This is a genomic window from Exiguobacterium sp. UBA5002, from assembly GCF_002396765.1.
GTDB lineage: Bacteria > Bacillota > Bacilli > Exiguobacteriales > Exiguobacteriaceae > Exiguobacterium_A.
The window spans coordinates 13,489-39,850 of the sequence record NZ_DGYQ01000045.1 but is presented as its reverse complement, the minus strand read 5'-3'; the positions used below and the strand labels follow the sequence as shown (position 1 = coordinate 39,850).

General features: G+C 48.8%; 21 protein-coding genes. 3 read left to right on the top strand and 18 right to left on the bottom strand.

The window, feature by feature from the left end:
• Positions 1-24 precede the first annotated feature (24 nt).
• The 5 genes from B4C70_RS13375 to B4C70_RS13355 all read right to left on the bottom strand — a co-directional run bounded on the left by B4C70_RS13375 (position 25) and on the right by B4C70_RS13355 (position 7,446).
• A complete protein-coding gene (locus B4C70_RS13375; RefSeq protein ID WP_231681811.1) occupies positions 25-1,137 on the bottom strand; it encodes an LCP family protein in 1,113 nt (370 codons plus the stop codon).
• A gap of 299 nt (positions 1,138-1,436) precedes the next feature.
• Positions 1,437-2,198: a glucosamine-6-phosphate deaminase gene (nagB, locus tag B4C70_RS13370; RefSeq protein WP_290780238.1), complete on the bottom strand. Its 762-nt coding sequence runs from the start codon at positions 2,196-2,198 to the stop codon at positions 1,437-1,439.
• Positions 2,195-3,352: an N-acetylglucosamine-6-phosphate deacetylase gene (gene nagA, locus B4C70_RS13365; RefSeq protein ID WP_290780236.1), complete on the bottom strand. Its 1,158-nt coding sequence runs from the start codon at positions 3,350-3,352 to the stop codon at positions 2,195-2,197. The genes nagB and nagA overlap by 4 nt, the downstream gene beginning before the upstream one ends.
• 183 nt (positions 3,353-3,535) lie before the next feature.
• Positions 3,536-6,094 carry a bifunctional lysylphosphatidylglycerol flippase/synthetase MprF gene (mprF, locus tag B4C70_RS13360; RefSeq protein ID WP_290780234.1) on the bottom strand — a complete coding sequence of 853 codons (2,559 nt, stop codon included), beginning with the start codon at positions 6,092-6,094 and terminating at the stop codon, positions 3,536-3,538.
• Positions 6,091-7,446 carry an MATE family efflux transporter gene (locus B4C70_RS13355; protein WP_290780231.1) on the bottom strand — a complete coding sequence of 452 codons (1,356 nt, stop codon included), beginning with the start codon at positions 7,444-7,446 and terminating at the stop codon, positions 6,091-6,093. Before B4C70_RS13355 ends, mprF begins: the two co-directional genes overlap by 4 nt.
• A 92-nt stretch (positions 7,447-7,538) precedes the next feature.
• On the opposite strand from B4C70_RS13355, the gene B4C70_RS13350 reads away from it, so the two are divergent.
• Positions 7,539-8,327 (top strand): CHAD domain-containing protein, encoded by a 789-nt coding sequence (locus tag B4C70_RS13350; RefSeq protein ID WP_023467100.1) that lies wholly within the window; start codon positions 7,539-7,541, stop codon positions 8,325-8,327.
• On the opposite strand, the gene glsA is transcribed toward B4C70_RS13350, so the two are convergent.
• From glsA to B4C70_RS13335, 3 genes are all read right to left on the bottom strand, one after another.
• On the bottom strand, positions 8,318-9,250 hold the full coding sequence (gene glsA / locus B4C70_RS13345; RefSeq protein WP_023467099.1) for a glutaminase A: 933 nt from the start codon (positions 9,248-9,250) through the stop codon (positions 8,318-8,320). The two genes, B4C70_RS13350 and glsA, sit on opposite strands and share 10 nt — an antisense overlap.
• A gap of 127 nt (positions 9,251-9,377) precedes the next feature.
• Positions 9,378-11,954 carry an ATP-dependent chaperone ClpB gene (clpB, locus tag B4C70_RS13340; RefSeq protein WP_290780227.1) on the bottom strand — a complete coding sequence of 859 codons (2,577 nt, stop codon included), beginning with the start codon at positions 11,952-11,954 and terminating at the stop codon, positions 9,378-9,380.
• 6 nt (positions 11,955-11,960) lie between these two features.
• Positions 11,961-12,818 (bottom strand): DnaJ C-terminal domain-containing protein, encoded by an 858-nt coding sequence (locus tag B4C70_RS13335; protein ID WP_050678995.1) that lies wholly within the window; start codon positions 12,816-12,818, stop codon positions 11,961-11,963.
• Between the two features lie 195 nt (positions 12,819-13,013).
• On the opposite strand from B4C70_RS13335, the gene B4C70_RS13330 reads away from it, so the two are divergent.
• Positions 13,014-13,208 carry a YwbE family protein gene (locus tag B4C70_RS13330; RefSeq protein ID WP_023467094.1) on the top strand — a complete coding sequence of 65 codons (195 nt, stop codon included), beginning with the start codon at positions 13,014-13,016 and terminating at the stop codon, positions 13,206-13,208.
• 56 nt (positions 13,209-13,264) lie between these two features.
• On the opposite strand, the gene B4C70_RS13325 is transcribed toward B4C70_RS13330, so the two are convergent.
• From B4C70_RS13325 to B4C70_RS13315, 3 genes are all read right to left on the bottom strand, one after another.
• A complete protein-coding gene (locus tag B4C70_RS13325; protein ID WP_290780223.1) occupies positions 13,265-14,440 on the bottom strand; it encodes a M20 metallopeptidase family protein in 1,176 nt (391 codons plus the stop codon).
• A 13-nt stretch (positions 14,441-14,453) separates the two neighbouring features.
• Positions 14,454-15,308, bottom strand: a complete 855-nt coding sequence (locus tag B4C70_RS13320) for a MurR/RpiR family transcriptional regulator (RefSeq protein ID WP_290780220.1) — start codon at positions 15,306-15,308, stop codon at positions 14,454-14,456.
• Positions 15,309-15,575: 267 nt separating this feature from the next.
• A complete protein-coding gene (locus B4C70_RS13315) occupies positions 15,576-16,754 on the bottom strand; it encodes a CamS family sex pheromone protein (RefSeq protein ID WP_047394974.1) in 1,179 nt (392 codons plus the stop codon).
• Positions 16,755-16,888: 134 nt separating this feature from the next.
• Between B4C70_RS13315 and B4C70_RS13310 the strand changes: the two genes are divergently transcribed.
• Entirely contained in the window at positions 16,889-17,470 is a 582-nt protein-coding gene (locus B4C70_RS13310; protein WP_023467085.1) for a class D sortase, read from the top strand.
• Positions 17,471-17,529: 59 nt separating this feature from the next.
• On the opposite strand, the gene ligA is transcribed toward B4C70_RS13310, so the two are convergent.
• The 7 genes from ligA to B4C70_RS13275 all read right to left on the bottom strand — a co-directional run bounded on the left by ligA (position 17,530) and on the right by B4C70_RS13275 (position 26,344).
• The gene (gene ligA / locus B4C70_RS13305; RefSeq protein ID WP_047394971.1) at positions 17,530-19,524 is read right to left on the bottom strand and encodes an NAD-dependent DNA ligase LigA; all 1,995 of its coding nucleotides are present in this window, start codon (positions 19,522-19,524) and stop codon (positions 17,530-17,532) included.
• A 14-nt stretch (positions 19,525-19,538) separates the two neighbouring features.
• The gene (gene pcrA, locus B4C70_RS13300; protein WP_050678990.1) at positions 19,539-21,764 is read right to left on the bottom strand and encodes a DNA helicase PcrA; all 2,226 of its coding nucleotides are present in this window, start codon (positions 21,762-21,764) and stop codon (positions 19,539-19,541) included.
• A gap of 45 nt (positions 21,765-21,809) precedes the next feature.
• Entirely contained in the window at positions 21,810-22,505 is a 696-nt protein-coding gene (locus B4C70_RS13295) for a heptaprenylglyceryl phosphate synthase (RefSeq protein WP_290780215.1), read from the bottom strand.
• Between the two features lie 62 nt (positions 22,506-22,567).
• Entirely contained in the window at positions 22,568-22,792 is a 225-nt protein-coding gene (locus B4C70_RS13290; RefSeq protein WP_035398958.1) for a hypothetical protein, read from the bottom strand.
• A 12-nt stretch (positions 22,793-22,804) separates the two neighbouring features.
• Positions 22,805-24,184 carry a TrkH family potassium uptake protein gene (locus tag B4C70_RS13285; protein WP_050678989.1) on the bottom strand — a complete coding sequence of 460 codons (1,380 nt, stop codon included), beginning with the start codon at positions 24,182-24,184 and terminating at the stop codon, positions 22,805-22,807.
• Positions 24,185-24,221: 37 nt separating this feature from the next.
• A complete protein-coding gene (locus B4C70_RS13280) occupies positions 24,222-24,536 on the bottom strand; it encodes a YerC/YecD family TrpR-related protein (protein ID WP_214861324.1) in 315 nt (104 codons plus the stop codon).
• Between the two features lie 68 nt (positions 24,537-24,604).
• The gene (locus B4C70_RS13275) at positions 24,605-26,344 is read right to left on the bottom strand and encodes an adenine deaminase C-terminal domain-containing protein (RefSeq protein WP_290780211.1); all 1,740 of its coding nucleotides are present in this window, start codon (positions 26,342-26,344) and stop codon (positions 24,605-24,607) included.
• Positions 26,345-26,362 lie beyond the last annotated feature (18 nt).

Genomic DNA, 26,362 nt, shown 5'->3' with positions numbered 1-26,362 from the left:
ATACAAGGGGATTTTTAGCGTATATTATTGAGCAGGAACGGCTTCTGTTTCCGTCACTGGTTCTTCTGTCGTGCTTTGTGCCGGGTCTGTCTCTTCCTTGATCGGTTCGACTTCTTGACCTTGCATCGCTTTTGCTAAGTTACTTTTCACTTGCTCCAATTGATTCGGATCGAGATGATACTCCCATTTCCCGCTGATACCAATATAACCTTCTCCAGCGAGTTGGTACTCCGTCGTGTTACGTAACGCTGCTGTGAAATCTGCTAAGCGTGTATAATCGTTCGGACCTAAATTCGTTTCGACGTTATCACCGACAGCATCCAAAATATCACGGTATGCACTGAGGGAACGGAAACTTGCCGCTTCTTTGGCGACCGCTTGAATGACTTGCATCTGTTTTTGACCGCGTCCGATATCACCGAGCGGATCATCATGACGGTTCCGGACGTAAGCAAGTGCTTGCTCTCCTGTTAAATGTTGCATACCTTTATCAACAGTGACAGTACCGGCTTTACGTTTTGAATCTTGCTCTTTGAACGCATATCGTACATCGATGTCTACGCCATCCAATGCATCGATCAATTGAACGAATCCTTGGAAATTAACTTTAACGACGTGATCGATTTGAATACCGAGCAGGTTTTCTGTCGTTTCACGCGCTAATTTAATCCCATTATAGGAATTCGATTTATCCATCGAACCGAAGTAATGGGCATGGGTGATTTTATCTTGCTCAACACCTGTCTTACCATAAGGTACATCGTATTTCGAATAATCGATGTTCACGAGTGAATCACGCGGAATACTCGTCAACACTAATTGTTCCGTTTTTTTATTTAAGATTCCGACGATCATGACATCTGATCGCGCCGGTTCATTTCGTTCTTTACTTTTTTTCGTTTCATCCGTCCCAAGAATCAAGAACGATTCAGACGGAACATCATCATATTTAGAGCTCACCTTCGAGCCGGGAATGTTAATCTGCGTCTTTGCCAATGTTTCTTGCGTTTTAATAAAAACAGCTCCAGCATATCCAGAACCGATGATTGTGACAAGCAGGACGAGTGCAGCGATGACTTTCATGAACATCTTGCCAGCACTTGGCTGTCTCTTTCGTGCGGATCGCGTTTCCATCATGTAAACCCTCATTTTCATGTAAATTTTCCGTAAAGTTCGCTAATCTCCATTATCCGTACATTTAATGAAATGTCAATTTACGTTTCGATTAAAGAAATCGTATGGAATCGTTGCACTGAAAAAATCATGGACCCTTAGTGCGCTGTATCATGAGATTGAATGATCTTGGTATATGTCCTGTTGATGCCTTTCTATCAAAATAAAAAATCGCTTGAGACTAGGCTCAACAGAATCAAAAAAAGGAATAGAGTCAATCCAATGATTGTCTCTATCCCTTTTGATTCATCGCTCTTCCATCGTCATACTTTCATGAAATTCAGATAAGCCGCTCGTCCTGTATGTTTAGCGTCATCTGACAATAAAGATGCCGCTTCTTCGTCCAAGATCACCATGACATCAGCATGACGCTTGAGTACAGTTGCTGGACAATCCGTTGTTGCGACACCTTCCATCATATCGCGAACCGCTTCTGCCTTTCGTTCACTAGAAGCAACGAGAAGAATCTTTTTCGCTTCCATGATCGTACCGATCCCCATCGTGATCGCCTTCGTCGGTACTTCTTCTAATCGATCAAAGAAACGTTGGTTCGCTTCTCGTGTCGACTCCGTCAATTCCGTTACGTGTGTCTTAGCATCGAACGGTGTCCCCGGTTCATTGAAGGCGATGTGTCCATTCGCTCCAATTCCAAGCAATTGAATGTCGATTCCTCGATTGCGGACGAGCGCTTCATATCGTTCACTTTCGCGCATAGGATCTTCTGTGTCCCCGATTGGAACGAATGATTCCTTAAACGCGACATCTTTGAATAGATGCTCTTGCATGAACGTATGGTAACTTTGTGGATGCTCTGGGCTGAGACCGACATATTCGTCTAGATTAACCGTCGTCACATGTCGACAATCGAGCGAATCCTTCCGCCATTCTTCATAAACGCCGACCGGTGAACTTCCCGTTGCCAGTCCTACCGTCAAACCTTCCGGGTGACGCTCAATTTCCTGTTTCAAAAATTGATAGGCCACCTGTGCTAATTCTTCTCCTTTTTCTACGATCATCCATTTCATGAGGTAGACTCCTTTCCGTTCGTGATCCGGTGTCGCGTACCACGATGAATCGTTTCTTGAATGTGTAGCGCTTCGTCGAGCAGGACGATGTCCGCATCCTTGCCGACCGAGAGGCTTCCCTTTTGAGTCAATTGAAGTTCTTTTGCCGCATTGACCGATGTCATGCGAACCGCTTCTTCGAGCGAACAGTCTGTATAGACGATGATATTCCGTAAGGCGGCGTCCATCGTTAAGACACTTCCAGCTAAGCTACCGTTTTCAAGACGTGCCGCACCGTCTCGAACGAATACAGCCTGACCACCTAACTCATATTCACCATCAGCTAATCCTTTTGCACGCATCGCATCCGTGATGACGATCAGTCGATCTGCGCCTTTCATTCGGTAGGCGAAGTCGACCATTTCTGGCGCACTGTGAATCCCATCCGGAATGATCTCCGCATAGACGTCTGGTGTCAGGAGGCAATATCCGACCGTGCCTGGTTCCCGGTGATGAAGTGCCCGCATTTGATTGTAGAGGTGGGTACCATGCGTGACGTGACCGGCTTGGTTTTGGGCATACGTCGCGTCTGTATGTCCGGCTGACGGAATCGCACCCGTCAAGCGCACCGCTTCTTCGAACGCCCGTGCTCCCGGGCGTTCCGGAGCGTATGTGACGAGCTTGATCGTGTTCCCTGCTGCTTTTTGCCATTTCAAGAACTGCTCGACATCCGGTTCGACGATATGTTCGTGAGGCTGTGCACCCGCATAATCCGGATTGATGAATGGTCCTTCAAGATGAACGCCGACGATCGTCGTATCGTCTTGCGCTACGACTTCTCGGACCGTCTCAAGCGCGCGTGTGATATTTCCCCAGTCCTGAGTAATCGTCGTCGCTAAAAATGATGTCACACCTTCTTGTAACATCTGTCGGCTGAAATGACGCAACCTCTCGACATCTCCATCCATGACATCGACATCATATCCCCCATGAATATGCACATCGATCATTCCCGGAATGAGTGATTGATGCTGCGCATCGATCGTCTCTTCTCCTGCGATTTCCTCGAATTTCGACATGGGTCCAATCGCCTCGATTGTTCGGTCAAAACGAATGAAGCCGTCTTCAATCGTCTGCTCCCCCGTGTAAATCCGGGCATTGATGATCACTGTCATCTGGCATCTTCCTTTCTCTATCCGTTCCATGACTTGCTTCCGTATCTAGTATAACGCGATTAATTCTAGTTGTATAGACCTTTGTACATTTAAACGAAATTATAAAAGGACGATCCCGCATATCCGTAGATATAGGGTCGCCCTTTGTATACCCGTCGATTGTCGACTTCATGCGTCAGTCGATCATGGTAATAAAATCCGGTCTTTCTTTCGAGAAATCAGACGCGTTGCTTTTAAGATTGCCATCGGTAACGATTGACGCTTTCGGTAAGCAAGATATCGTCCTTCCCATTTTGGATCGTACTTTTCTTTGTATCGTCGTAGACCGGTGAAACTATACATGTAGCGAATATTATTGAAGACATCCGCTGCCACACGTTCTTGCCAGAAGGACGTCTCGTCCTCTCCGACGGACGAAAGCGGAGCCATTCCCATGTTGAACGTGTGGTAGCCTTCATCTTTCGCATACTCGAATAGTCGGATGAACATCGCATCCATGATTCCATTCGGTCCATCTGGTCGAAAACGCATCAAGTCAATCGATAGGACCCCTTCTTGGTAAGCAGGCATGAATGTCATGAACCCGATCAATCGTCCTTCCGCTTCACGCATGATGCCAATCGGCGCTCGATTTAAATAAGGTTCGTGGAAGTAACCGAGCGAAAAGCCTTTCTCGGACTTACCGCCTAACCATTCGTCGGAGACCTCTTGTAGTTCTGCTAATAGAGTTCCTGAAATAGGTGGCTCGACTACTTCGAACGTCATGCCCTCTCGTTCAAAGCGATTTTTAATCGACCGAAGTCCAGCTCGTTTTTTTCCTGATACAGTGAAAGATGGAATATCAACGATCGCTTCTTCACCAAGTTTGAAGAAGTTGAAGCCAAAATCATGATAGAGAGACATATTTTGCGCTTGAATTTGATAGATGTTCGGAATATATCCAAGATCTTCGACGCGACGCAAGAAAGACGCGATGACTTGTGAATGTTCCTTCGGATCTCCACTAGGGTCGCCAAGGACCATGATCCGATTGCCGGTCTGACTGAACTGGATGAATGAACGTCCTGTTTCGGAGAAGAAGAAACGTTTATCACCTAGAAACGCGAGATGGCTCAAATAATTCCCACCCTGCTCACGCAATACCGATTCGATCTTTTCAGCATCGAATCGCTCACCGAGAACCGGTTGATTGAATGTGTTGAATAAGCGGACGAAGACGAGAACATACACGAGCGCAAAGATAGAGGCACTCGCTGCAAACATGAAAATTTCGTGTGCTGGATACACTTTTGTTCCATCTGCTGATCCGAGCGTATAGAAGGCGTATCCAAAAAAGACGAATCCTCCAAGGTACAATAGACCAGCGAAGGCAACCCGGATGAAGCGTGTCGTCGTAATGAGCGTTCGTTCTCGGTGAAATGCTTTTCGCGACATCAGTAGCAAGACGAGGACGATGATGACGGCAAGGAAAGAAATCAAGTTAAAACCACGAAGTGCCATTCCAAGCAATGCGAAAAAAGATGCCCCGTACATCATATATAACGACCGTTTTGTTCGACGATACAGTGCTGTCGATAAGAGGACGAACAATAAGCCGCCCATCAAGAAGAAACTATTCGCGAGTAACAGCGCTTCATGCGGTAATTTCGATTCCAAATATTCATACTGCGTCGAGACAGGTGGTAAAATCGCCAGTCCCCAGATCGTGATTCCGGCAACGAGTGTGATCAACGCGAGTGTGAAATGACGAATTTTACTGAGGAATCGCAGTTGTAAGCGCCAAATGACGCCCCCGACCTCCATCGATGGACCAACGATCGGTTTGTCTTCGATCATCTTGACGACCGGACCGCTGAACTCCCGAGCTGAGAAAATGACACCGATCAGGAACGGAATCAAGTAGTAGACAAGACGATAGATCAATAATCCTGTCAAGACGATGCCTTCCTCGACACCCGCGCGCTGCATGCCGATCAAAAACACTAAGTCAAACGAACCAAACCCACCCGGTACCATCGAGATCAAACCGGCTGTCGCAGCGATAATGAAAACACCGATGACTTTTGAGAAACTGACATCCGTTCCGAGCGCCGCGAGGATCAGATAGACGACAACGCCAGCACTGAACCATTCTGCGAGTGAGACGAGTGAATATAACGCAATCGATTTCGGATGGATGCTACTATTGCCTCGTCGAAACGAGAACAGCAGATAGAGTGGAAAGAAGAATGCGACACCAATGATGACGGGCCACAGCCATTTTTTTAAATCGAGCACTTCAAACGCCGGAAAAACGTGTAGAAGCGATAAGGCAGATAAGATGGACAATCCACTGATCAACGTCGGTGCCATCCAGCCGATCGCCTTCAACAAACGACCGCCTTCAACGAATGGTCGATAAAGAGCGGAGCGGATCGCCATCCCAGCGAGACCGCCGAATCCGATGATGCCGTTAAAGGAGTTCGCAATCCAAGATGCTCGGAAAATTAGTCCGATCGGTGCTTTCGCCTCCAATGAACGTAATAAGAAGAAGTCATAAAAGAACATCGTCGAGACTGCCGCAAGACCTGCGAGAATCAACAGGATGAATTGCCAAGATGGGACTTGACGAATCGCTTGAATCGATTCCTGTAGCGACAAACTACGCAATTCGTTTTGTCCTTGATAAAAAATGAATCCAATCAAGACGATCGGCAAGATGATCTTCGCAATCGTCATGATGCGTTGTTTTGAAAATTTCAAGCTGCCAGCCTCCTTGATTTACGGATTAAATGCATAAGACGAACAAGTAGTAGCGTTGCTCCGACCGCAAGACCGATGATCAATCCCCACCAGTAACCATCTGGTCCGAGCGTCGTATAGCGTTCGAGATAAAAACCTAATGGTAGTCCAATGATCCAGTAGGCAGCAATCGTCAACAAGAAGGTGACGTTGACATCCTTGAATCCACGTAATGCACCTTGCGTCGGTGCAGCAACGGCATCCGACAGTTGAAAGAAAATCGCTAAAATCATGAAGTGTGCGGCTGCTTCGATGACTTGAGGATCACGACTATATAAAGCGGCAAGTTCTTCATTCTTTAAGTACAACAAGATTCCGGAGAACAAGGAGACGGCAACACACATCGTCAATCCAATGACGACGTACTGGACAGCGTCCTTGATTCGTTTGGCACCGACCTCAAAACCGACTGTGATCGTCAAAGCGGACGCAGCAGATAATGGGATCATATAGACGAACGAAGCGAAGTTGATGGCCGCTTGATAGGCACCGATGATGACATCGCCGTACGCTCCGAGCAGCAACGTGACCGCCGAGAAAATACTGACTTCAGAAAAAATCGCTAGACCAATCGGAGCACCGAGTAGAATCAATTCCTTGATTCGCTTCATATCTGGACGGTAAAAGCGCCGCAGAATCCCAAGGCGTTGAAATAATTCTCCTTTGAAGACGACAGCGATGATCGCTAGACAGAGAATCCAGTACGTGATGGCAGTCGCAACTCCCGCGCCCACTCCACCAAGTTCCGGAAAACCGAAGTTTCCGAAGATGAATAGATAATTGAAAAGGACGTTAATGGGTAAAGAGATTAGTAGTAAGACCATCGTGATATTTGATTTACCTAATGAATCGACGAGTGTTCGTAAAACGAAGAAAACGAACATCGGTACGATCCCGAGTGCTAACATCACGAGATAATTTCGCGCGACTTCACGCGCCTCTGCTGATAACTCCATCCGTTCGAGAATCGGATTGACAGCAATAAGTCCGATGACTACGGTCAAACCAATGATCACGACAGCAACGTACAACGCCTGCATGACGATCCGTTTGACTTCCCGCTCGCGTTTCGCTCCCATCGCTTGGGAAACGAGCGGTGCGACGGCAAGTAGAATACCGGTCAGTCCTGTGTAGACGGGTGCCCAGAGACTTGCTCCGACACCGACTCCTGCTAAATCAGCAGAACCATATCGACCGGCCATGACCGTATCGAAAAAACTAATTAAGTAAAACGCGACTTGCGTTACGAGGATGGGAAAGAAAATTTTCATGAATTGCTTCATCTTTCCTGAGAACGTAACTGTTTCTAACATGTTTCCACCACATTTCAGGAGGAGTCCTCCTTAATTTTAAAACCTAGCACTCTTGAACTCTTACGAAAATAATCCGAGGAGGGATTCATCTCATGAACCATCGAGATACTGAAAAGCTGACTTTCGAACTGCTGGAGACATGGTCTACCTTCAATCATTATGCCAAAGAGGCTCAAACGTTTGAAAATCCGGAAGATGTCCATCAAGCGCGGATTCGGTTACGGAAACTGATCACATTCGCCCGATTGGTCGATTTAACGGAGGAACCCGTGTATTTGATTTGGAAGCGGTTGATGCATGCTTTCGGCGAAGTCCGTGACCTCGACGTACAACTGGAAGCAACCTCAAACAAAACAGAAATCGATCAGTTGTTCGCAAACCATGTCGCTCTGCAACTTCAAGGGAAACGTTCAACTTTAATCGAGACCATGCATCTCTTGATCTCAAATGAACTGGATCGATCCGTTCGTCGCTTTTTAGCCGGTCCGATGACAAAGCGCCTCAAACGGATGTCAGAAAAAGAGCTGATTCAGGCCGCCGAGAAACGCTATGAAAAAAAACGTGAACAATTTGAAAAAGTGCAACGAAAGGATGGAACGAAGCGTGTCGAACGGATGCATGAATTACGGCTTGCTACAAAAGCATACCGTTATACAGTCGAGTATCTTCGTCCCTACACGCATCAACCGAAGTCTGCTGTTGATCGTCTAAAGACAACCCAGACACGACTCGGACACATCAATGATACGTATCAGCGATTAGAAAGATGGCGCTCTTTCGAGGTTCCATCTGCTTATCAAGAAGAGCGTTTGCGTCAGATCAAGCGTTTAGAGGACGAACTACGTTCTGCGCTTGATCAGATTGAAATCGCTCATGGATGACGTTGAACGAGTAATTCCAGCATCTTTGTTCCGGCAATCGAGTTCCCTTTGGCATCAAGCGATGGTCCAAAGACACCGATTCCGAGATCGGCCATATCGAAATCACTTCGACCGCAAGCAACGACTGCACCGGAAACACCACTTTTTCCTGGAAGCCCGACTTGGACGGAAAATTCTCCAGATGCATCGTACATGCCACACGTCGTCATGATTGCTCGAATGATTCGTGCGTTCCGACGTGAAATGACTTGGCGTCCTGATGGCGTCTTACCGGATGTACTCAAAATTTTCCCCATCATGGCAAGTCCTTTACAGTTCGTCAAAATCGCACATTGTTTCGTATAGACGTCGATGATTTCTTCGACATTGCCTTCGATGACACCGTGATAGCGCATGAAGTAGAGCAACGCCCGATTCAAATCCGTCGTTTCGAATTCCGATTCAGCAACATCTGCGTCATATTTTACCATTTCTACTTCAATATCCAATAGCTTTGCGATGAATTGACGCAATTGAAGTAATTTATCGGCAGCATCTGTTCCCGGTAACATGCTCGTCACGGCTAGTGCTCCTGCATTGATCATTGGATTGAGCGGTTTTGTTGGAATCGTCTCTTCAAGTTTTGCGATCGAATTGAACGCATCGCCCGTCGGTTCCATCCCGACTTTTGAAAAGACATAATCTTCTCCGAATGTCTCGAGGACGAATGCGAGCGTGATGATCTTCGATACACTCTGTAGTGTAAACATCGTATCTGCATCACCTGCAGAGACGAACGTCCCGTCGGCATTACAGACGGCGATTCCGAGCTGTGTCGGATCAACCTTCGCAAGCTCTGGGATGTAACTGGCGACTTGTCCAAGCACCGTATACGGACGGCATTCTTCAATCAACTCCTCGAGTTGGGCTTGTGTAACATTCATGGCGTTCCCTCTTTCTCTTTTTTTCTAGCTTATCACGCATCTGACGGATACGGATATGGTTCTTCCGTAAACGCTAAAAGGAGTCGACTCGTTTCAGCCGAGTCGGCTCCTTTTTCTAACATCTGCTTCATCCGTGGACGACTAGTTCGCCGTCTTCTACGTCAATCGCAATCCGGGCACCATCTTGTATCGCCCCACTGATCAAGGCACGGGCAAGTTTCGTCTCAATCGTTCGTTGCATATAACGATTGATTGGACGTGCGCCGTATTGTGGTTCGAAGGCTTCTTCGAAAATCAACGTCTTCGCAGCATCCGTGACATCAATCGTAATGCCACGTCCAGATAAACGTGAACTCATTTTCTCGACCGCTTTGTCGATGATTCGTTCAATTTCTGTCCGGTGGAGTGGATGGAATAAAATCGTATCATCGATCCGGTTCAAGAACTCCGGTCGGAAGTGGCGCTTCAGTTCTTGGCGAACGGCTTCCTCTTCCGATGCATCGATGACACCATCTTTGGCGGCTTCAAGCAGGATGGGTGCTCCGATGTTTGACGTCATGATGACGATCGTGTTTTTGAAGTCGACGACCCGTCCTTGCGCATCCGTCAATCGACCATCGTCGAGCAACTGAAGCAAAATATTAAAGACGTCGCCGTGCGCTTTTTCGATCTCATCGAACAACAGAACCGAATATGGACTCCGTCGGACGGCTTCCGTCAATTGACCGCCTTCTTCATAACCGACGTATCCTGGAGGCGCACCGACGAGACGGGAGACATTGTGTTTTTCCATATACTCCGACATATCGATGCGGACGATGTGATCTTCACTATCGAACATCGCGGCTGCCAAGGCTTTTGCGAGTTCTGTCTTCCCGACCCCTGTCGGACCGAGGAACAAGAACGAGCCAATCGGGCGGTTCGGATCCTTGATGCCAGCTCGCGCTCGAATGACAGCGTCCGCGACGAGACGGACCGCTTCGTCTTGACCGAAGACACGCTCATGAAGCGTATCTTCAAGATAAAGTAATTTTTCGCGTTCGCCCTGCGCAAGCCGCGTCACTGGAATGCCGGTCCATTTCGAAACGATGTCGGATATCTCTTCTTCCGTCACCGCTTCTCGAACGAGTTCGTGTGAGACGTGTTCAGATGACTCTTCCGCGACTTTCAGACGTGCCTCAAGATCCGGAATTTGACCGTACTTGATTTCCGATGCTCGGTTCAAGTCATAGCGCCCTTCCGCTTCTTGTAATGCCAGTTTTGCCTTCTCAAGATCCGCGCGTAACTGTTGGACACTTTGCGAACTCTCTTTTTCCCGTTCCCATCGTGTCCGAAGCGCACTCTCGTCTTCTCGAACAGAGCTGAGTTCTTGTTGTAAGATGGCAAGTCGTTTCCGAGATGCTTCATCTGTCTCTTTCTTTAACGCAGCTTCCTCGATTTCGAGCTGCATGACCCGACGGACGAGGGAATCTAGTTCAGCTGGCATCGACTCCATATCGGTCCGAATCATAGCACATGCTTCATCAACGAGATCAATCGCCTTATCCGGCATGAACCGATCCGTAATATACCGATCGGATAACACCGCCGCCGCGACGAGCGCATTATCATGAATCCGTACACCGTGGTGAATCTCGAACCGTTCTTTTAGTCCACGCAGAATGGAGATCGTATCCTCGACATCCGGTTCTGCGACGAGTACTTGTTGGAAGCGACGTTCGAGCGCTGGATCTTTCTCGATATACTTCCGGTACTCATCCAGCGTCGTCGCACCGATACAGTGCAATTCTCCTCGTGCAAGCATCGGCTTGAGCATGTTTCCGGCATCCATTGCGCCGTCCGTCTTCCCGGCACCGACGATCGTATGCAGCTCATCGATGAACAAGAGAATCTGTCCTTCGGCTTCCTTGACTTCATTCAAGACTGCTTGCAGTCGCTCTTCGAACTCACCACGGTATTTCGCACCAGCGACGAGCGCACTCATGTCTAAACTGAACAACTGCTTGTTCTTCAGACTCTCCGGTACATCTCCTCGGACGATCCGTTGCGCGAGTCCTTCAACGATTGCCGTTTTCCCGACGCCGGGTTCTCCAATCAAGACGGGATTGTTTTTTGTCTTCCGACTCAAAATCCGGATGACACGTCGAATCTCATCATCACGGCCGATGACCGGGTCTGTTTTCCCAGACCGGAAATCCGCTACGAGATCACGTCCATATTTTTTCAGCACATCAAACGTCTCTTCGGGATTTTTCGTCGTGACCTTCCGATTGCCTCGCATACTGACGATCGCTTCCCGGAGTGTCTCTTCCGTAATGCCTTGACGACGTAAATATTGAGCTGCTGGACTTGATTGTTTGATCAATGCTAGCAATAAGTGTTCGACGGAGACATAGTCATCCTGCATGAGACGCGCTTCCGTCTCTGCTTCCGTCAACACGTTCAGCAACGAGCTACCGATCCGAGGCGTCGTCGCCTGGGACAAAGCAGGAAGTTTACCAATCGCCTCGTCAATCGCTCCATTCAATGTCTCAATCCGTTGATTCAGCTTTTCAAAGACGACTCGTGCAATCCCTTCTTCTTGAGCAAGTAAGGCAAGTAACAAATGCCATTCTGTGATTTCACTATGACGACGTTGTTTTGCGATCGCTTGGGCAGAGACGATTCCCTCGTGTGCCCGATCCGTTAAACGTTCAAAATCCATCCTTGATCACTCCTTCACTGCAAGTTGACGTTCCCACTCTTCATAAAAGGCACGGTCCATCTCAGGTAACTTGACTTCGAGTTGGACAAGTAACGCCCCACGATGACCATTCGCTTGACTCAGACCACGATTTGGAATCCGGAGTCGTGCTCCTGGTTTCGTGCCCGGTTTGACTTTCAGTTTGATTCGTTTCCCTTCAAGCGTATCTGCGACGACTTCGCCTCCGAGCACAAGCGTCGTCGGATGAACACGGACGGTTGAAATGACGTCTTGGTCGACCCGTCGGAACTGATCGTCATCCTTCAAGTGAATCGTCACGTAAACATCTCCCGCGACACCTTGTCGGTTACGCATCGAACTTTTTCCACGTAAGCGAACTTTTTTACCGTCATAGACGTCTTTCGGAAGCGTCAGCTGGATCGAACCCGTCGCAAGACGCACCGTGACTTTTTCGTTCGTACTGAGATGACTGAGTGGGACCGTCAATTCAAGCTCTTCATCGGTCGACACTTCTTCCTGACTAAAGAACGAACCGAACATATCTTCAAATCCGAACGATTGTCCAGGTCGTGTCCGTCCACCACCTCCGAACTGTCGGAACAGATCTTCGTAATCTCCAGCGCCACCAGCTCCAGCGCCTGCCATCTGATCGAAGTTACTGCCGTATCGATCATACTTCGCTCGTTTTTCCTCATCTCCAAGCACATCGAAGGCTTCTTGGATATCCTTGAAACGCTGGTCCGCACTCGCCTCTTTATTGACGTCTGGGTGATACTGCTTCGCCAATTTGCGGTACGCGCGCTTAATATCTTGATTCGATGCATCCTTTGCGACACCGAGTGTTTGATAATAGTCTTTTGCCATTCGAGTTCACTTCCTTTTCCTATACTTCATTACCTTAATTATAAAAGCCACATCTTAATTGGTCAAATATAGTCAAACTTTTTTCTGACATTCTGTTCTCTTTTCACTTTACGTCCTTGCGACAAACAAGTTTCACCGGCTGAACCATGTTATACTGATAGCCAAACAGGAAATGAACGATGGGAGGATCTACAGATGGACGGTAAAACACGTAAAAATATCACGCCCGGTCTTAAAGTCAGCATCGTGTTGAAGCAAGATCAACGAACAGGTAAACGAACAGAAGGAATCGTCAAAGACCTTCTCACGAAATCTCCGCAACATCCGCACGGGATTAAAGTGCGCTTAGAAGACGGTCAAGTCGGTCGTGTTCAAGAAATTTTAGGATAAAAAGACAGCAATCGCTCGTCCTGATTCCTTTTCGGAGTCAAGACGAGCGATTTTTTTCATGATTTAGTAGCTTGTTCTAAGTAACGCCATGTCGCTTCGACGAGAATACGCGCTGCATCGAGCATCGCCGGCTCCTTAAAATCAAACTGTGGATGGTGATGCGGTGGATACGAAGCATCTCCCGCTCCTGTAAAAAAGAACGCACCAGGTACGTGTTGCAAGTAATAAGCGAAGTCCTCGCCACCCATCGTCGGTTCAATCTCAAATACACGCTCGTCTCCTAAAACTTCTCGTGCGACAGATTCAATCAATGCGGTGGGTGCAGCATGATTGACGACAGCTGGATAGCCTTTTTCGTATGTAAAGTGATACGTTGCTCCGACTGCCTCACAGATTCCTTTGATCGTCCGCTCCATCCGCTCGATGATCTCGTCCGCTGTCGCTTCATCAAACGTCCGGACCGTTCCTGTCAACATCGCTTGATCTGCAATGACATTAAACGTATTCCCAGCATGTAATGTTCCAACGGTCACGACTGCCGGCTCCAGTGGATTGAGTTGACGACTGACGATTGATTGTAATTCCTTAACGATCGTTGCCCCGAGTAAGACAGCATCAATCGTCTCATGTGGTTTCGCACCGTGTCCGCCTTTTCCATATAAGGTCAGTTCGAACTTATCAGCCGCCGCCATGATCGGACCAGTCCGAACACCGACGTGTCCTAAATCGATCGTTGACCAAAGATGCGTTCCAAAGATGACATCGACCCCTTCGAGACAACCGTCCGCAATCATATCGCGTGCACCGCCCGGAACGACTTCTTCCGCATGTTGATGAATCAAAACGACGTTCCCCGGTAATGATTCTCGCTGTTGCATGAGCGTCTCTGCGACAGCAAGTAACGTCGCCGTATGACCATCGTGACCGCATGCATGCATCACACCCGGAACCGTCGACCGATACGCGACCTCTTTAGCGTCAGCAATCGGTAAGGCATCAAAGTCGGCGCGTAACGCGACGGTCTTTCCCGGTTTTCCTCCACGAATATACCCGACGACACCACGTCCGCCGACCTCCGTCCTGACTTCGATTCCGAGCGCTTTTAAATGTCGCGCGATATAACGCGGGGTCTCGACTTCGTGAAACGACAACTCTGGGTGCTGATGTAAATAGCGACGGCGCTCGACCATTTCTGGATACAACGCGTCTAGTCCGGCAGTTCGTTCTGACATATATGTATCCCCCTTATTTCTTTTGATGCAGTGTCTTAACGCTCTCCCGCGTAAATTGGAGACGTTCGAGTGTATCTTCATAGTGTCCCGCAGCATACGATAAGAACAAGACATCGATCGCAAATAGTTGGGCGAGACGCGAACTGAGCGCCGCACTACGAAGCGGTGCTTCCGGAGCGCGTGATGTCCAAAGTGCGATATCCGCTAGTTGGCTGATCCGGTTGTCCCCGAAACGTGTCAGACTGATGACCTTCAGCCCTTGGATTTTCGCCAAACGGATCAATTCGACGACCTCTTCTGTTTCTCCGCTGTAAGAAATCGCAAAGAAGACATCTTCTTTACGTGCATTCGCTAAGATCGTCGCAAGTAGATGCTGGTCCGTTTCTTGAATCGCTAGTTTCCCGACACGCGTCCATTTTTGAGCAGCGTCTTCGGCTACGACATGCGATGCCCCAATCCCGTAAAAATAAATCGCACGCGCCTGATCAATCACATCAATCGCATCCGCAATCCGTTCATCATTCAACTGCTTCGCAGTATCCTGCAATGCTTGAATACTGTTACTAAGCGTTTTTTCAATCAAGTCGACGGGACGTTCATCCTTTTCGATATCGTGATACCCTTTTAAATCCGTCCGTGCTGTATCGGCAGAAATGCGCATCCGCAACTCCGGGTATCCTTTTAATCCAAGCGCGCGACAGAAGCGGACGACTGCAGCGGCACTTGTATCTGATTCTTCTGCAAGTTGGTGGATCGTCATGCGCGCAATTTGGTTCATATGCGTCAAGACATAGTCTGCGACTTTTCGTGAGGACGATGGTAGTTCCTCTCGAACTGCACCGATTTGTGAATAGATACCGCCTTTCATCTACATCTCTCCTTTATCCTCTTCTTAAAAGAACTGACGATTCATCACTTACCTCGTCGTTCCTGTGTGTAGAACTGTTCTTCTTTCATTATGCTCTCTTCTACTGGCTTTCGTAAATCTAAAAAATGGGAAAGTGAAACAAAATACCATTCTTCTTCCATACCCTTCCTTTCTGATTCATATGCTTCTCTCTTCCAGCATCCGTCGTACAAAAAAGCGACATTCCGCCCATTGGAGGAATGTCGTTACATAAAGTGAATGGAGAAATCAACGAATCTTGACGATCGGTTTCTTTGTATCCGGATCGAGGAATAGCATCGCTTCCGTATCCCCGTTCAAGTTCGTCACAGTGATCGTCGTTGGAATGTTTCGATTATACTCCCAACGATTCTCAAGCAGGTACGTCACGTACTGAACGAATGCGACGAGTTCTGCTTTTCCGTAAAATTGAACGGGAATCTTCATCTCAAGCTTTTTAAGTTCATCTTCTTGATAGAAGCCTTCCCCCATCATACCGGTGTAGTTCGGGAAGTAGTCTTCTAGGCGGTCTTTGAATAAATCGAACTTCGCTGCATCATCCCGCACGTCATTCGTTGCGCGTGCTGACGGGTAGTAGTAATAGCGCTCATTGTAGTTTTTCCAGTCGTTCGCACTGATTTGATTCCCGCGACCGATGAATGCAGACGAGAGATAGTGACCGGAAACCGGTGACCCTTCTTTTTCCTGGAGGTAGAGGGCGACGTGAATCGGTGTCGTCTTCATCCCTTGTGTCTTACGCATCTTCTTGACTAAATCGTTTGCCATCCGCTTCCCTTCAGCAACGACTTTCTTTTCATCAAGTTTAACGGTATAGGTCGGTCCATAGTTTTCATCTTGGAACACATACTCACTATTTAAGACAAGCGCAATCGACGTGCCACCAAGTTCGAGTTTCTTATCTTCTTCAAGCATGTAGTCTTGCTCTAAGATATGCGATAGAATCATAGGTGACTTTTGGTTTTTTTCTTTATACGACTTACCAGACGTGTAGGCTGGGTTCAGACCTTCAGGATCGCTGACGCCATCGCCTGCTTTTCCTTTTCGCAACAACCATTTCGCGATTTGGTCGGCTTCGAGTAACTGACCTTCTTGGTAATAGTATTTTTCCGGATCAAAAAACTGTGTCGAATGACGCATTAAACCCGTTTCGATTTCATCGAGCTCAAGACGTGAACTGACACGTTTTTGTGTCATTCCACGTGCGACACTTGGACGAAACGGCAAGACCGTCCGATAGTACGAATCCGTCGTATCAATGGCTGGACTGACAACGGCTTGGACTTCCTTACCTTGTTCACTTTCAGTAATGACTTCTTTTGTATCGCTACTTGGCGAAAGGTCGAACGAACAAGCACCTAAAAATAACGTGCTCGATAACGTCAACGCTACTGCTGTTTTATAGTTCATCTCTATTTGCACCCCATGTTTTTAAATCGTTCTCTTTATCATAACAGAATCGTTTTCCATCGGGGAAGGACAAGTTTTCCCCTGATTTTCAAAAAAGATGATGCGCTTTGGCGTATCCGAAAGGACTTTTTCTCATGACACGTCGTAAATTCATCGGTCTGCTTTTTTTACTGGCAGGCATCGCCCTTATTGCTTGGCCCTTCATCAGTGACTATCAGCGTGAACAGGAGGCAGCAAATTTAAAGGAACAATGGACCAAAAGTTTGAAGACCGTCGATGCGAAAGAGACAAAACAACCTCTTGCTAAATCTGGTGTCGGATTGCTCTCGATTCCGAGCATTGATTTTGAACAAGTCATCTTAGAGGGTTCGACGACAGCGGTGTTGGACCGTAGTATCGGTCATATTCCAGAAACCGGATCACCCGGAAAAGGCAATTATGCGCTCGCCGGACACCGAAGTTTCACGGAAGGGCTTCACTTCAATCGTCTACCTGACGTCAAAAAAGGCGATACCGTCGTCGTCACGACAAAAACACATCGGTATACGTACCGCATCACGTCCAGTCGTCTTGTCACACCGACGACATTGTCCGTTCTCGACCAATCCGTCGCTTCCCCAACAATCACATTGATCACCTGTGATCCACCAGAAACGGCAACGAATCGTCTCATCAAACAAGGTACTTTGATTCGGAGCGAGACGATTGCTTCGTGACAAAGATGAACACGAATAAAGGAAGGCGGAATCCCGCCTTCCTTTTTGTTTGATTGTTCTCACGCTTCGTGTTTAGCTAATTCTTCTAACAGACGCGCTTCATCCCAAATTTCGATACCAAGCGATTCCGCTTTCGTCAGTTTAGAGCCTGCCTTTTCCCCTGCGACGAGTACGTCCGTCTTTTTACTGACACTTCCTGTCACATCGGCTCCGAGTGCTTCGAGTCGTTTACCGGCCTCTGACCGTTTTAAGCTCTCGAGCGTCCCCGTCAAGACGATCGTTTTGCCGCCGAGCGGTGCATTCGTCTGATCGACCCGTTCACCAAGGAAACGTTGATTGACGCCGAGTTGTTCCAAATCACGAATCAATGCCTGTGCTTCCGGATGCTCGAAGTACTTCACGATTGAATCTGCGATTTTCCCCCCAATGCCATCGATTGCGACAATCTCATCGTAGCTTGCAGCCGCAATCCCTGCTAACGAATCAAAACGTTCCGCTAAGAGATACGCCGCTTTTTGACCGACGAGTCGGATTCCGAGACCAAATAAGAGACGCTCGACCGAGTTCTGTTTCGAGGCTTCGATCGCCGCAAGTAATTTATCGACGGACGTCTCACCCATGCGGTCAAACGTCAATAATTCCTCACGATCGAGTCGATATAAATCGGCAATCGTCCGGATCGCTTCATGGTCATACAATTGACGAACGACTTTTTCACCGAGACCGTCAATGTTCATCGCTTGACGCGAAACGAAGTGAATGATGCCTTCCATCAATTGCGCTGGGCATTCCGGACTGACACAGCGGATGTCCACTTCACCTTCGAGACGGACAAGTTCCGACTGACAGGCCGGACAATGCGTCGGGAAGACGATCGGTGTCTCTTCTCCTGTCCGTTCTGCCGTGACGACTTGTACGACTGCCGGGATGACATCGCCTGCTTTTTTAATGATGACCGAGTCCTGAAGGCGGATATCTTTTTCAGCGATGAAGTCAGCGTTGTGTAGTGTCGCATACGTCACCGTCGATCCTGCGACGACGACCGGTGCAAAACGGGCACGAGGCGTGACTTTCCCAGTCCGACCGACACTGAAATCAACGTCTTCGACTGTCGTCATGACTTCTTCCGCCGCGAACTTATAGGCAGTCGCAAAGCGGGGACTTTTTGCTGTGAAGCCGAGCTCTTCCTGATCATCGTATCGATCGACTTTCAAGACGATTCCGTCGATCTCATATGGCAGGCTCGCGCGTGCTTCCGTCCAATGTGCGATGTAGGCAAGAATCTCTTCCACCGTCTCACACGTCTGCATATGTTGATTGGTCGGTAACCCAAGTGAGGCAAGTTGTGCCATCGCTTCGCTATGTGAACGGGCCGTCAACGTATTGACACCGACGCCATACACGAATAACGACAGATTACGCGACGCTGTGATTGACGAATCCAGCTGACGCAGACTACCTGCTGCAGCGTTACGCGGATTCGCGAACAATGTCTCTTCTCGGCTAGCCCGGTCTTCATTCAAGCGTTCGAACGATTGTTTCGGCATGTAAGCCTCACCGCGGACTTCGACCGTCTCTTCCGCCTGCAAACGAAGCGGTAACGCTTTGATCGTCCGTAGATTCTGCGTGATGTTTTCGCCGACTGTTCCATCGCCACGCGTCGCCCCACGGACGAATCGCCCGTCTTCGTATTTCAGCGAGATGGCAAGTCCATCGAATTTCAGTTCGGCGACATACGTCGTCGAACGTCCGAGCGACCGCTCAATCCGAGCGACCCATTCGCGAATTTCCGTCTCATCAAAGACGTTTCCGAGCGACAGCATCGGTAAATCATGCGTCACCTTCTCGAACGCTTCGAGCGGTGCCGCGCCGACGCGTTGCGTCGGCGAATCCGGTGTGATCAGTTCTGGATGCTCTGTTTCTAACTCCGTCAGTTCACGAAGCAATTGATCGTACGTCGCATCCGGTACCGTTGGTTGATCCAGTACGTAGTATTCGTAGCTGTATCGGTTCAATGTTTGACGAATCTCATCTATACGCTGGCTTGCGTCCATCTGTGGACCTCCCGTCATACCTTTTTAATCGGTGCGAATTTCGCGAGCAATCGTTTGATTCCGACTGCTGGGAATGCGATATCGATTTCAAGATTATCCCCTTCACCACGAGTCTGGACGACTGTACCGAGTCCCCATTTCCCGTGCTCTGCCTTATCTCCGACCGACCAACCGAGCGTTTCCGCACCTGACGTCTTCATTGCTGTCGGTTTACTGATCGAGCGACCGATGACGGCCTTGCCTTGCGGGACAGGACGGTCTTCCCATGGGAGTGGCTTCGCTTTTTTACCTGTCCGCTCGATGACGACTTCCGGCAGCTCTGCTAGGAACCGTGATTCTTGGTTCGCGTTCGTCCGTCCATAAAGGGAGCGCATCCGCGCATGTGACAAGTAAAGGCGTTTCTCAGCACGTGTGATCCCGACATACGCGAGGCGACGTTCTTCTTCCATCTCGTCTTCATCTTGAAGCGAGCGGCTATGTGGGAACAATCCTTCCTCCATCCCAATCAAGAAGACGACAGGGAACTCGAGTCCTTTTGCCGAGTGAAGCGTCATCAACGTGACTTGTTCTTCCGGATCCGTCTCGTCGAGTGAATCAACATCGGCGACGAGTGTCAAATCGGTCAAGAAGGCGATGATCGTCCGGTCTTCCGGATCGGCTTTTGCCGTCTCCTTCTCGAAGTTTTGCGCAACAGTGATGAACTCGTTGATGTTCTCGAGACGGCTCTGCGCCTCAAGTGTTTTATCTTCCTTCAGCACTTGACGATAGCCTGATTTTTCGAGCACTTCTTCGACTAGTTCCGAAAGGCTGATGAATTCTTGCATTTGGCTGAGTCCGAGAATCATCGTCCGGAAATCCGTCAGCTTCGCTGCCGTCTTCGGTGCGATACTCGACAATTCGATATCGCGAATCGCTTCCATCAATGACACGCCCTGTAAGTCGGCGAAATCACGCAGCTTATCAATCGTCGTCGCACCAATCCCGCGTTTTGGTTCGTTGACGATCCGCGCGAAGGACAGGTCTTCATCCGGATTTGAAATCAAACGGAGATAAGCAAGCACGTCCTTGATCTCTTTACGATCGTAGAACTTCGTGCCACCGATCATTTTGTACGGAACGTTCGACTTAAGAAGCGTTTCCTCAATGGCACGCGATTGTGCATTCGTCCGGTACAGAATCGCGATATCGCTCAGTTTCATCCCGTAACGAAGTGAGTTCCGAATCTCCTGGACGATATAAAAGGCTTCTTCCCGCTCATTCTCCGCCGTATGAACGACGAGCTTCTCGCCTTCATCATTATCCGTCCAAAGTTTCTTATCTTTGCGTGTCGAGTTGTTTTGGATGACATGGTTGGCTGCTTCCAAGATTCGTTTCGAAGAACGGTAGTTTTGCTCGAGTAAGATGACAGCTGCATTCGGATAGTCCTCTTCGAACGAGAGGATGTTCGCGATGTCAGCACCACGCCAGCGATAGATCGACTGATCCGAGTCCCCGACGACACAGAGATTCTGATGTCCCGATGCTAACAGGTTGACGAGATCATACTGGGCTTTGTTCGTATCTTGATACTCATCGACATGAATGTAGCGGAATTTCTTCTGATAGTAAGCAAGGACATCCGGACTCTTCTTGAACAATTCCGTCGTTTTTCCGATCAAATCATCAAAGTCGAGCGCGTTGTTCCGGCGTAAGACCGCTTCATATCCTTTATAGATTTCAGCAACTGTCTTTTCATACGGGCTCGTCACGATCGAGGCGTAGAATTCAGCACTGCGTAATTCATTTTTCTGTGACGAGATGATCGTCAGCATCGAACGTGGATCCCATTTTTTCGGGTCCAAGTTTTGTTCCTTTAAGACGAGCTTGATCGCCGATTGCTGATCACTTGAATCAAGAATCGTGAAGTTACGATCGTATCCAAGCTGATCGATGTCGCGACGTAACATCCGGACGCACATCGAGTGGAAGGTCGAGACCCAAATATCGTTCGCGACACCACCGACCAAACGACCGATCCGGTCTCGCATTTCTCGCGCCGCCTTGTTCGTGAACGTAATCGCGAGGATGTTCCACGGTGCGACTTGTTTAGCCGCCATCAAATAAGCGACCCGATGTGTCAGGACGCGTGTCTTCCCGGAACCGGCTCCTGCCATGATCAGCAGTGGACCTTCCGTATGCTTGACTGCTCTTGCTTGCTCAGGGTTTAGTCCACTGACGAGCTGTTCACTCAAATTAAACATATCAATAGCCTCATTTCTTATATTCCGAACTTTTGTTCCTATATTTTATCGTGTCGCTGCGACAGTCGCAAGCGCTGCTTTTAAATCCTCATAAATGACGTTCCCGACGACGATCGTATCCGCATACTGCAGCATCTCACGCGCTCGCTCCTCGGAGTCGATTCCTCCACCGTAAAACAGGCGTGCCTGTTTCAAGACATCGCGAACGGCTGCTACTCGTTCCGGTTCTCCGTAAACGCCACTGTATTCGAGATACACGACCGGTAGACGGAAGACGCTATCCGCTAACTGCGCATAAGCGACCGTCTCATCTAATGTTAACGGTTTTGCTTGTGTCACACGCGCGACCTTCGCATCAGGATTCAGGACGATATACCCTTCCCCGACAAGATCAGCGTGTGCCAGCATATGACCGACTTGTTCTAACGCCTCGACTTGTTTTTCAACGACGTACTTTAATGTTCCCGCATTCAGGACTGTCGGTGTCAGATACGTATCAAATCCCATCGTTGCGGCTTCGAGTTCAGAAATCTCGAGTGCCACTGCGACTGGATACCGGCGCAAACGCATCAAGAGATCAAGCGTCGCATCGAGTGTGATGTCATCTGTTCCACCGACAAGGATCGCATCCGTTCCGGACGTCGCAATCGCCTGCAGGCTAGCATCATCAATTGGTTTTGCTGGATCTAGTTTAAAGACATGTCGCCATTCATTAAAAGGTAATAACACGGTTCGTCCCATCCTCTCTTTCTCATTCCACATTCAGTATAAAACAAAAAACCATCTCGCGCAGGGCGAGATGGTCAGACGTGTGTCCGTCGTTTCGTCAAGAGTGACGCCAGTAACAACGCAAAGACAGCATATACCGGCACGAACGCCCACGGCTCTGCCAAAAAGAAGCCGAGTACCGGGACGTCCAGTAACGGTGAATCCGGTGAACAGAGTGCTCGGCCGTTGACGAGCGCCAAAAACGGTAAGACAGGAACAGCAAAGATATAGGCGAAGTTGATCCAAAAGGCACGTTTCATAAAAGAGCCTCCTTATCCGATGATGACGGATTCCTTCGGATAGTTATAGTTACGTTTCGGTTGGTTCGCCTTCAAGAGAAGAACGAACGAGATGACACCGATTCGACCGATGAACATCAGCACGGACAACGTCCATTTTCCGATATCCGATAGTTGATCCGTGATGCCGAGCGATAGACCGGTCGTTCCGAACGCCGAACAGGCTTCAAAAAACAGCACGAGGAACGGGGCATCCTCGACAAGCAACAAGACGATCAATCCGACCATCGTCACACCAGTCGAGACGACGATGACGACGAACGCTTTCCAGATGTCCGACTGACCAATCTCACGACCAAAGATTTTGATGCCGTATTCGCCTCGGATGAAGGCGATGACACTCAAGACGGCGACCGCGAACGTCGTCGTTCGAATCCCCCCACCAACGGAAGACGGTGACGCCCCGATGAACATCAAGAGCGACAGGACGAAAATCGACGCTTGTGAGAAGGAGGTGATGTCGACCGTCGTCAATCCCCCGTTTCGGGTCGTGACGGATTGGAACAAGGCGTCGACGAGCTTCTCATCGATCGGTAAACCTTTAAAGGATTGGTTCCATTCAAATAGCAGCAATGCTACCGTTCCGAATAGGACGAGAATGAAGAACGTTGACGCCGTCAATTTTGTAAACAGTGAAAAATGATACGGTTGACGTGTCGCTTGGCGTGTCGCCCGGTACGAGATGTAGCGCCGTACTTCGACGAGTACCGGAAAGCCGATCGCACCAAGTGTCAGTAACAAGATTTGCATGAAGACGACGAACAAATCACCGCGAAACGGTAGTAACGATTCACCCGTGATATCAAAACCAGCATTCGTCGTCGCACTGACCGATCCAAACAGTCCTTGGAGCATCGCTTCACCTAGTGTCGGAAAATATTTCGTATAGTACAGCCCGAGAATCAATGCCCCGATCAATTCAATCGAGACGATGATCAAGATGACTTCCCGAATGTATTTGACGACCCCTTGCATCGTCGTCTGGTTCTGATCTCGGACGACGAGTTGGCGTTCCCGAAAGCCGATTCGTTTTCCGAGAATGACCCACATCGCGATATGAAGCGACATCAAACCGATTCCGCTGACTTGCACTAAAATCATGATCATGAAGTAGCCGAACGTCGTGAAGGTTTCTGAGACCGAGACCGTCGTCAAACCAGTGACACTGACACAACTGACCGCCATGAAGACGAGGTCCGTGAAATCCCAGTTGTAGTCTCCCTTGGTCGACCACGGCAGACCGAGTAGGATGATTCCGATGATGACCGCAACGAAGTAGATGATGACGAGCGACTGGATGGGCGTCAGCCTTCGAATGAAATGCTGAATTTTATGTTGTAACGCAAAATCCAATATGACACGCCCCCCTTCATAGAAGTAGCGGATAACATTAGTTATCCGCTACTTCTTGCTCGATAAGACCTAGGCGGGCAAGCGCCAGATCATAACCGCCTGAACCGTAGTTCAAGCAACGTTTGACACGCGAGATTGTTGCTGTTGAAGCACCGGTCGCCTTTTCGATTTTGTGATACGTATTGCCTTCACGTAATTGACGTGCGACTTCAAGACGTTGGGCGAGCGCCTGGATTTCGTTGACGGTCGCTAAGTCTTCGAACAACGTATAACAATCTTCTAATGAATTCATCTTCATGATGGCTGTAAATAACTGATCCAATTCTTTTCCACGCAATTTATCGAGTTGCATCTTGTGACTCCCTTTCCCATTCAATTGCTCTTTAATAGTTTAAAGCGCGACGTTTTAAAATTCAAGCATCATCGCAAAATCGCTGGGAAAAGGACTTTTTTCCGAAGGACTTCGTATATTCCCTGCGGCGTGATCCGCACATATGGCAAGTGAGTTGACGCTAGGAATAGCAACGTATAGACAGGATCTTCAAACGCATAACCGCGTTCGAACAAGGCTTCCCGTAGAGCGGTTTCCTGAACGATCAAATCTTCGAGTGGCAATTCGGACGTCTGCCCCATCAAGGTCAACGGAACTTCAGCGACGACTTCTCCGTCCTCGACGAGAACGATTCCGCCGCCGAACGCTTTCATGCGATCAAACGCGACTTGCATGTCTCGTTTCGATTTACCGATCATCAAGATATCACCGCTAATCGAGTACGAACTGACGAGACCACCGACTTGTGTCGCAAAGTTTTTCAGAACGGTATTCAGTCGCCACTTCCCTTCCCGGTCGAGTAACATTAGGAAGGATTCATCACATCCTGCCGGTAGCACAGGCACACTTGTATCGTGTTCGACTTGATAGAGCTTCATGATGACGGAATTGACCATCTCAAGACCAACCGGCATGCTAAACGAGAAATCCTGTTCCGTTAAGGAAACCTGGACTTCCGAGCGTGGCATGAGCGCATAGACAGCATCGAGTGCTTCTGCCGGGTAACAGGGGATGTCTGCTTGACGGACCCATGTGCCACGCGCAAGAACGGCGACAGGTGTCGGTGCGTCTTTTGCCTCAAGGAAATTGAGATGCGCGATCCGTCCAGGTGCGATACTCCCGAGTAGATGATCGAGATTAAAATGACGCGCTGCATTGTACGACGCGATCCGGTACGCTTCTTCGACCGGGATGCCTGCCTCGAGCATCAATCGGATCGTCTCATCCATCATGCCTGCCTTATAAAAGGACGGCGTTGAACCATCTGTCGTCACGAGCACCTTATCGAACTGCGTCAACCCTGCTTCGACGAGACCTTTAAAGATATCCGGTAGATCTGGACGAATCGATGAATAACGAATTGTCGTCGTATAGCCAAGTTCAAGACGTGTCATCGCTTCTTCGACCGTCATCGCTTCGTGATCGCTCGTCACGCCATACAGCGCCATCTTCGTCAGCGTATTCGCTGAAGCACCAGGGAAATGACCTTCGATCGGTTTTCCAAGTTTAATCGCATCCTGCATCCAATGGAGCAATTCATCGTCCCCTTGCGAGAGACGTGGCCATCCCGTCAACTCACCTGCTTGGATGACTTGTGGATGCTTGAGCCACGCTTGAATCCGGCGATTATCGATCGAGATACTGTCGGCATCAAGCTCGGTTTGTGCGTCGAGTCGTGCCCACCAGTACATCGAGGTCGGTAAGTCTGCTAGCGCCTCGACTTGAGCAAACGCTTGCTCCGTCGGCTCTAATAATAACAACATGTTGTCGTTGACGAGCGTCGATGTTCCCCGCTCTGCTGCGAATTTTGCAAGACTCGCTGGATTGTAAAGTTGGAACGGATGGGCATGGGGTTCAATGTAACCGGGTACGATATATTGACCTGTCGCATCATGGTACGCATCGGCTTGTTCCGGCATCTCTGGACCGACATAGACGATCCGGTCGCCACTAATCCAGATGTTCGCCGTCCGCCATGCTTTGACACCATGATTCAGGTAAGTGGCATTCTGTATGACAAGTGTCGGTGCAAGCTTTCCGCTGATGACCGCTTGGTGTGTTCGTACTTCAGATTTCGTCCAAGGGGATCTTCCACAATTTTTTTTCACGAAAGCTCGACCTCCTTT

Excerpts from the sequence above, each read along its gene's own strand:
- B4C70_RS13335 (WP_050678995.1), bottom strand. The coding sequence starts at position 12,818 with ATGGCAAAAGACTATTATCAAACACTCGGTGTCGCAAAGGATGCATCG.
- B4C70_RS13330 (WP_023467094.1), top strand. The coding sequence starts at position 13,014 with ATGGACGGTAAAACACGTAAAAATATCACGCCCGGTCTTAAAGTCAGC.
- B4C70_RS13295 (WP_290780215.1), bottom strand. The coding sequence starts at position 22,505 with ATGGGACGAACCGTGTTATTACCTTTTAATGAATGGCGACATGTCTTT.
- B4C70_RS13350 (WP_023467100.1), top strand. The coding sequence starts at position 7,539 with ATGAACCATCGAGATACTGAAAAGCTGACTTTCGAACTGCTGGAGACA.
- B4C70_RS13280 (WP_214861324.1), bottom strand. The coding sequence starts at position 24,536 with ATGCAACTCGATAAATTGCGTGGAAAAGAATTGGATCAGTTATTTACA.
- B4C70_RS13355 (WP_290780231.1), bottom strand. The coding sequence starts at position 7,446 with ATGTTAGAAACAGTTACGTTCTCAGGAAAGATGAAGCAATTCATGAAA.
- B4C70_RS13310 (WP_023467085.1), top strand. The coding sequence starts at position 16,889 with ATGACACGTCGTAAATTCATCGGTCTGCTTTTTTTACTGGCAGGCATC.
- nagA (WP_290780236.1), bottom strand. The coding sequence starts at position 3,352 with ATGACAGTGATCATCAATGCCCGGATTTACACGGGGGAGCAGACGATT.
- B4C70_RS13315 (WP_047394974.1), bottom strand. The coding sequence starts at position 16,754 with ATGAACTATAAAACAGCAGTAGCGTTGACGTTATCGAGCACGTTATTT.
- ligA (WP_047394971.1), bottom strand. The coding sequence starts at position 19,524 with ATGGACGCAAGCCAGCGTATAGATGAGATTCGTCAAACATTGAACCGA.
- B4C70_RS13320 (WP_290780220.1), bottom strand. The coding sequence starts at position 15,308 with ATGAAAGGCGGTATCTATTCACAAATCGGTGCAGTTCGAGAGGAACTA.
- B4C70_RS13325 (WP_290780223.1), bottom strand. The coding sequence starts at position 14,440 with ATGTCAGAACGAACTGCCGGACTAGACGCGTTGTATCCAGAAATGGTC.
- clpB (WP_290780227.1), bottom strand. The coding sequence starts at position 11,954 with ATGGATTTTGAACGTTTAACGGATCGGGCACACGAGGGAATCGTCTCT.
- nagB (WP_290780238.1), bottom strand. The coding sequence starts at position 2,198 with ATGAAATGGATGATCGTAGAAAAAGGAGAAGAATTAGCACAGGTGGCC.
- glsA (WP_023467099.1), bottom strand. The coding sequence starts at position 9,250 with ATGAATGTTACACAAGCCCAACTCGAGGAGTTGATTGAAGAATGCCGT.
- B4C70_RS13375 (WP_231681811.1), bottom strand. The coding sequence starts at position 1,137 with ATGATGGAAACGCGATCCGCACGAAAGAGACAGCCAAGTGCTGGCAAG.
- pcrA (WP_050678990.1), bottom strand. The coding sequence starts at position 21,764 with ATGTTTAATTTGAGTGAACAGCTCGTCAGTGGACTAAACCCTGAGCAA.
- B4C70_RS13290 (WP_035398958.1), bottom strand. The coding sequence starts at position 22,792 with ATGAAACGTGCCTTTTGGATCAACTTCGCCTATATCTTTGCTGTTCCT.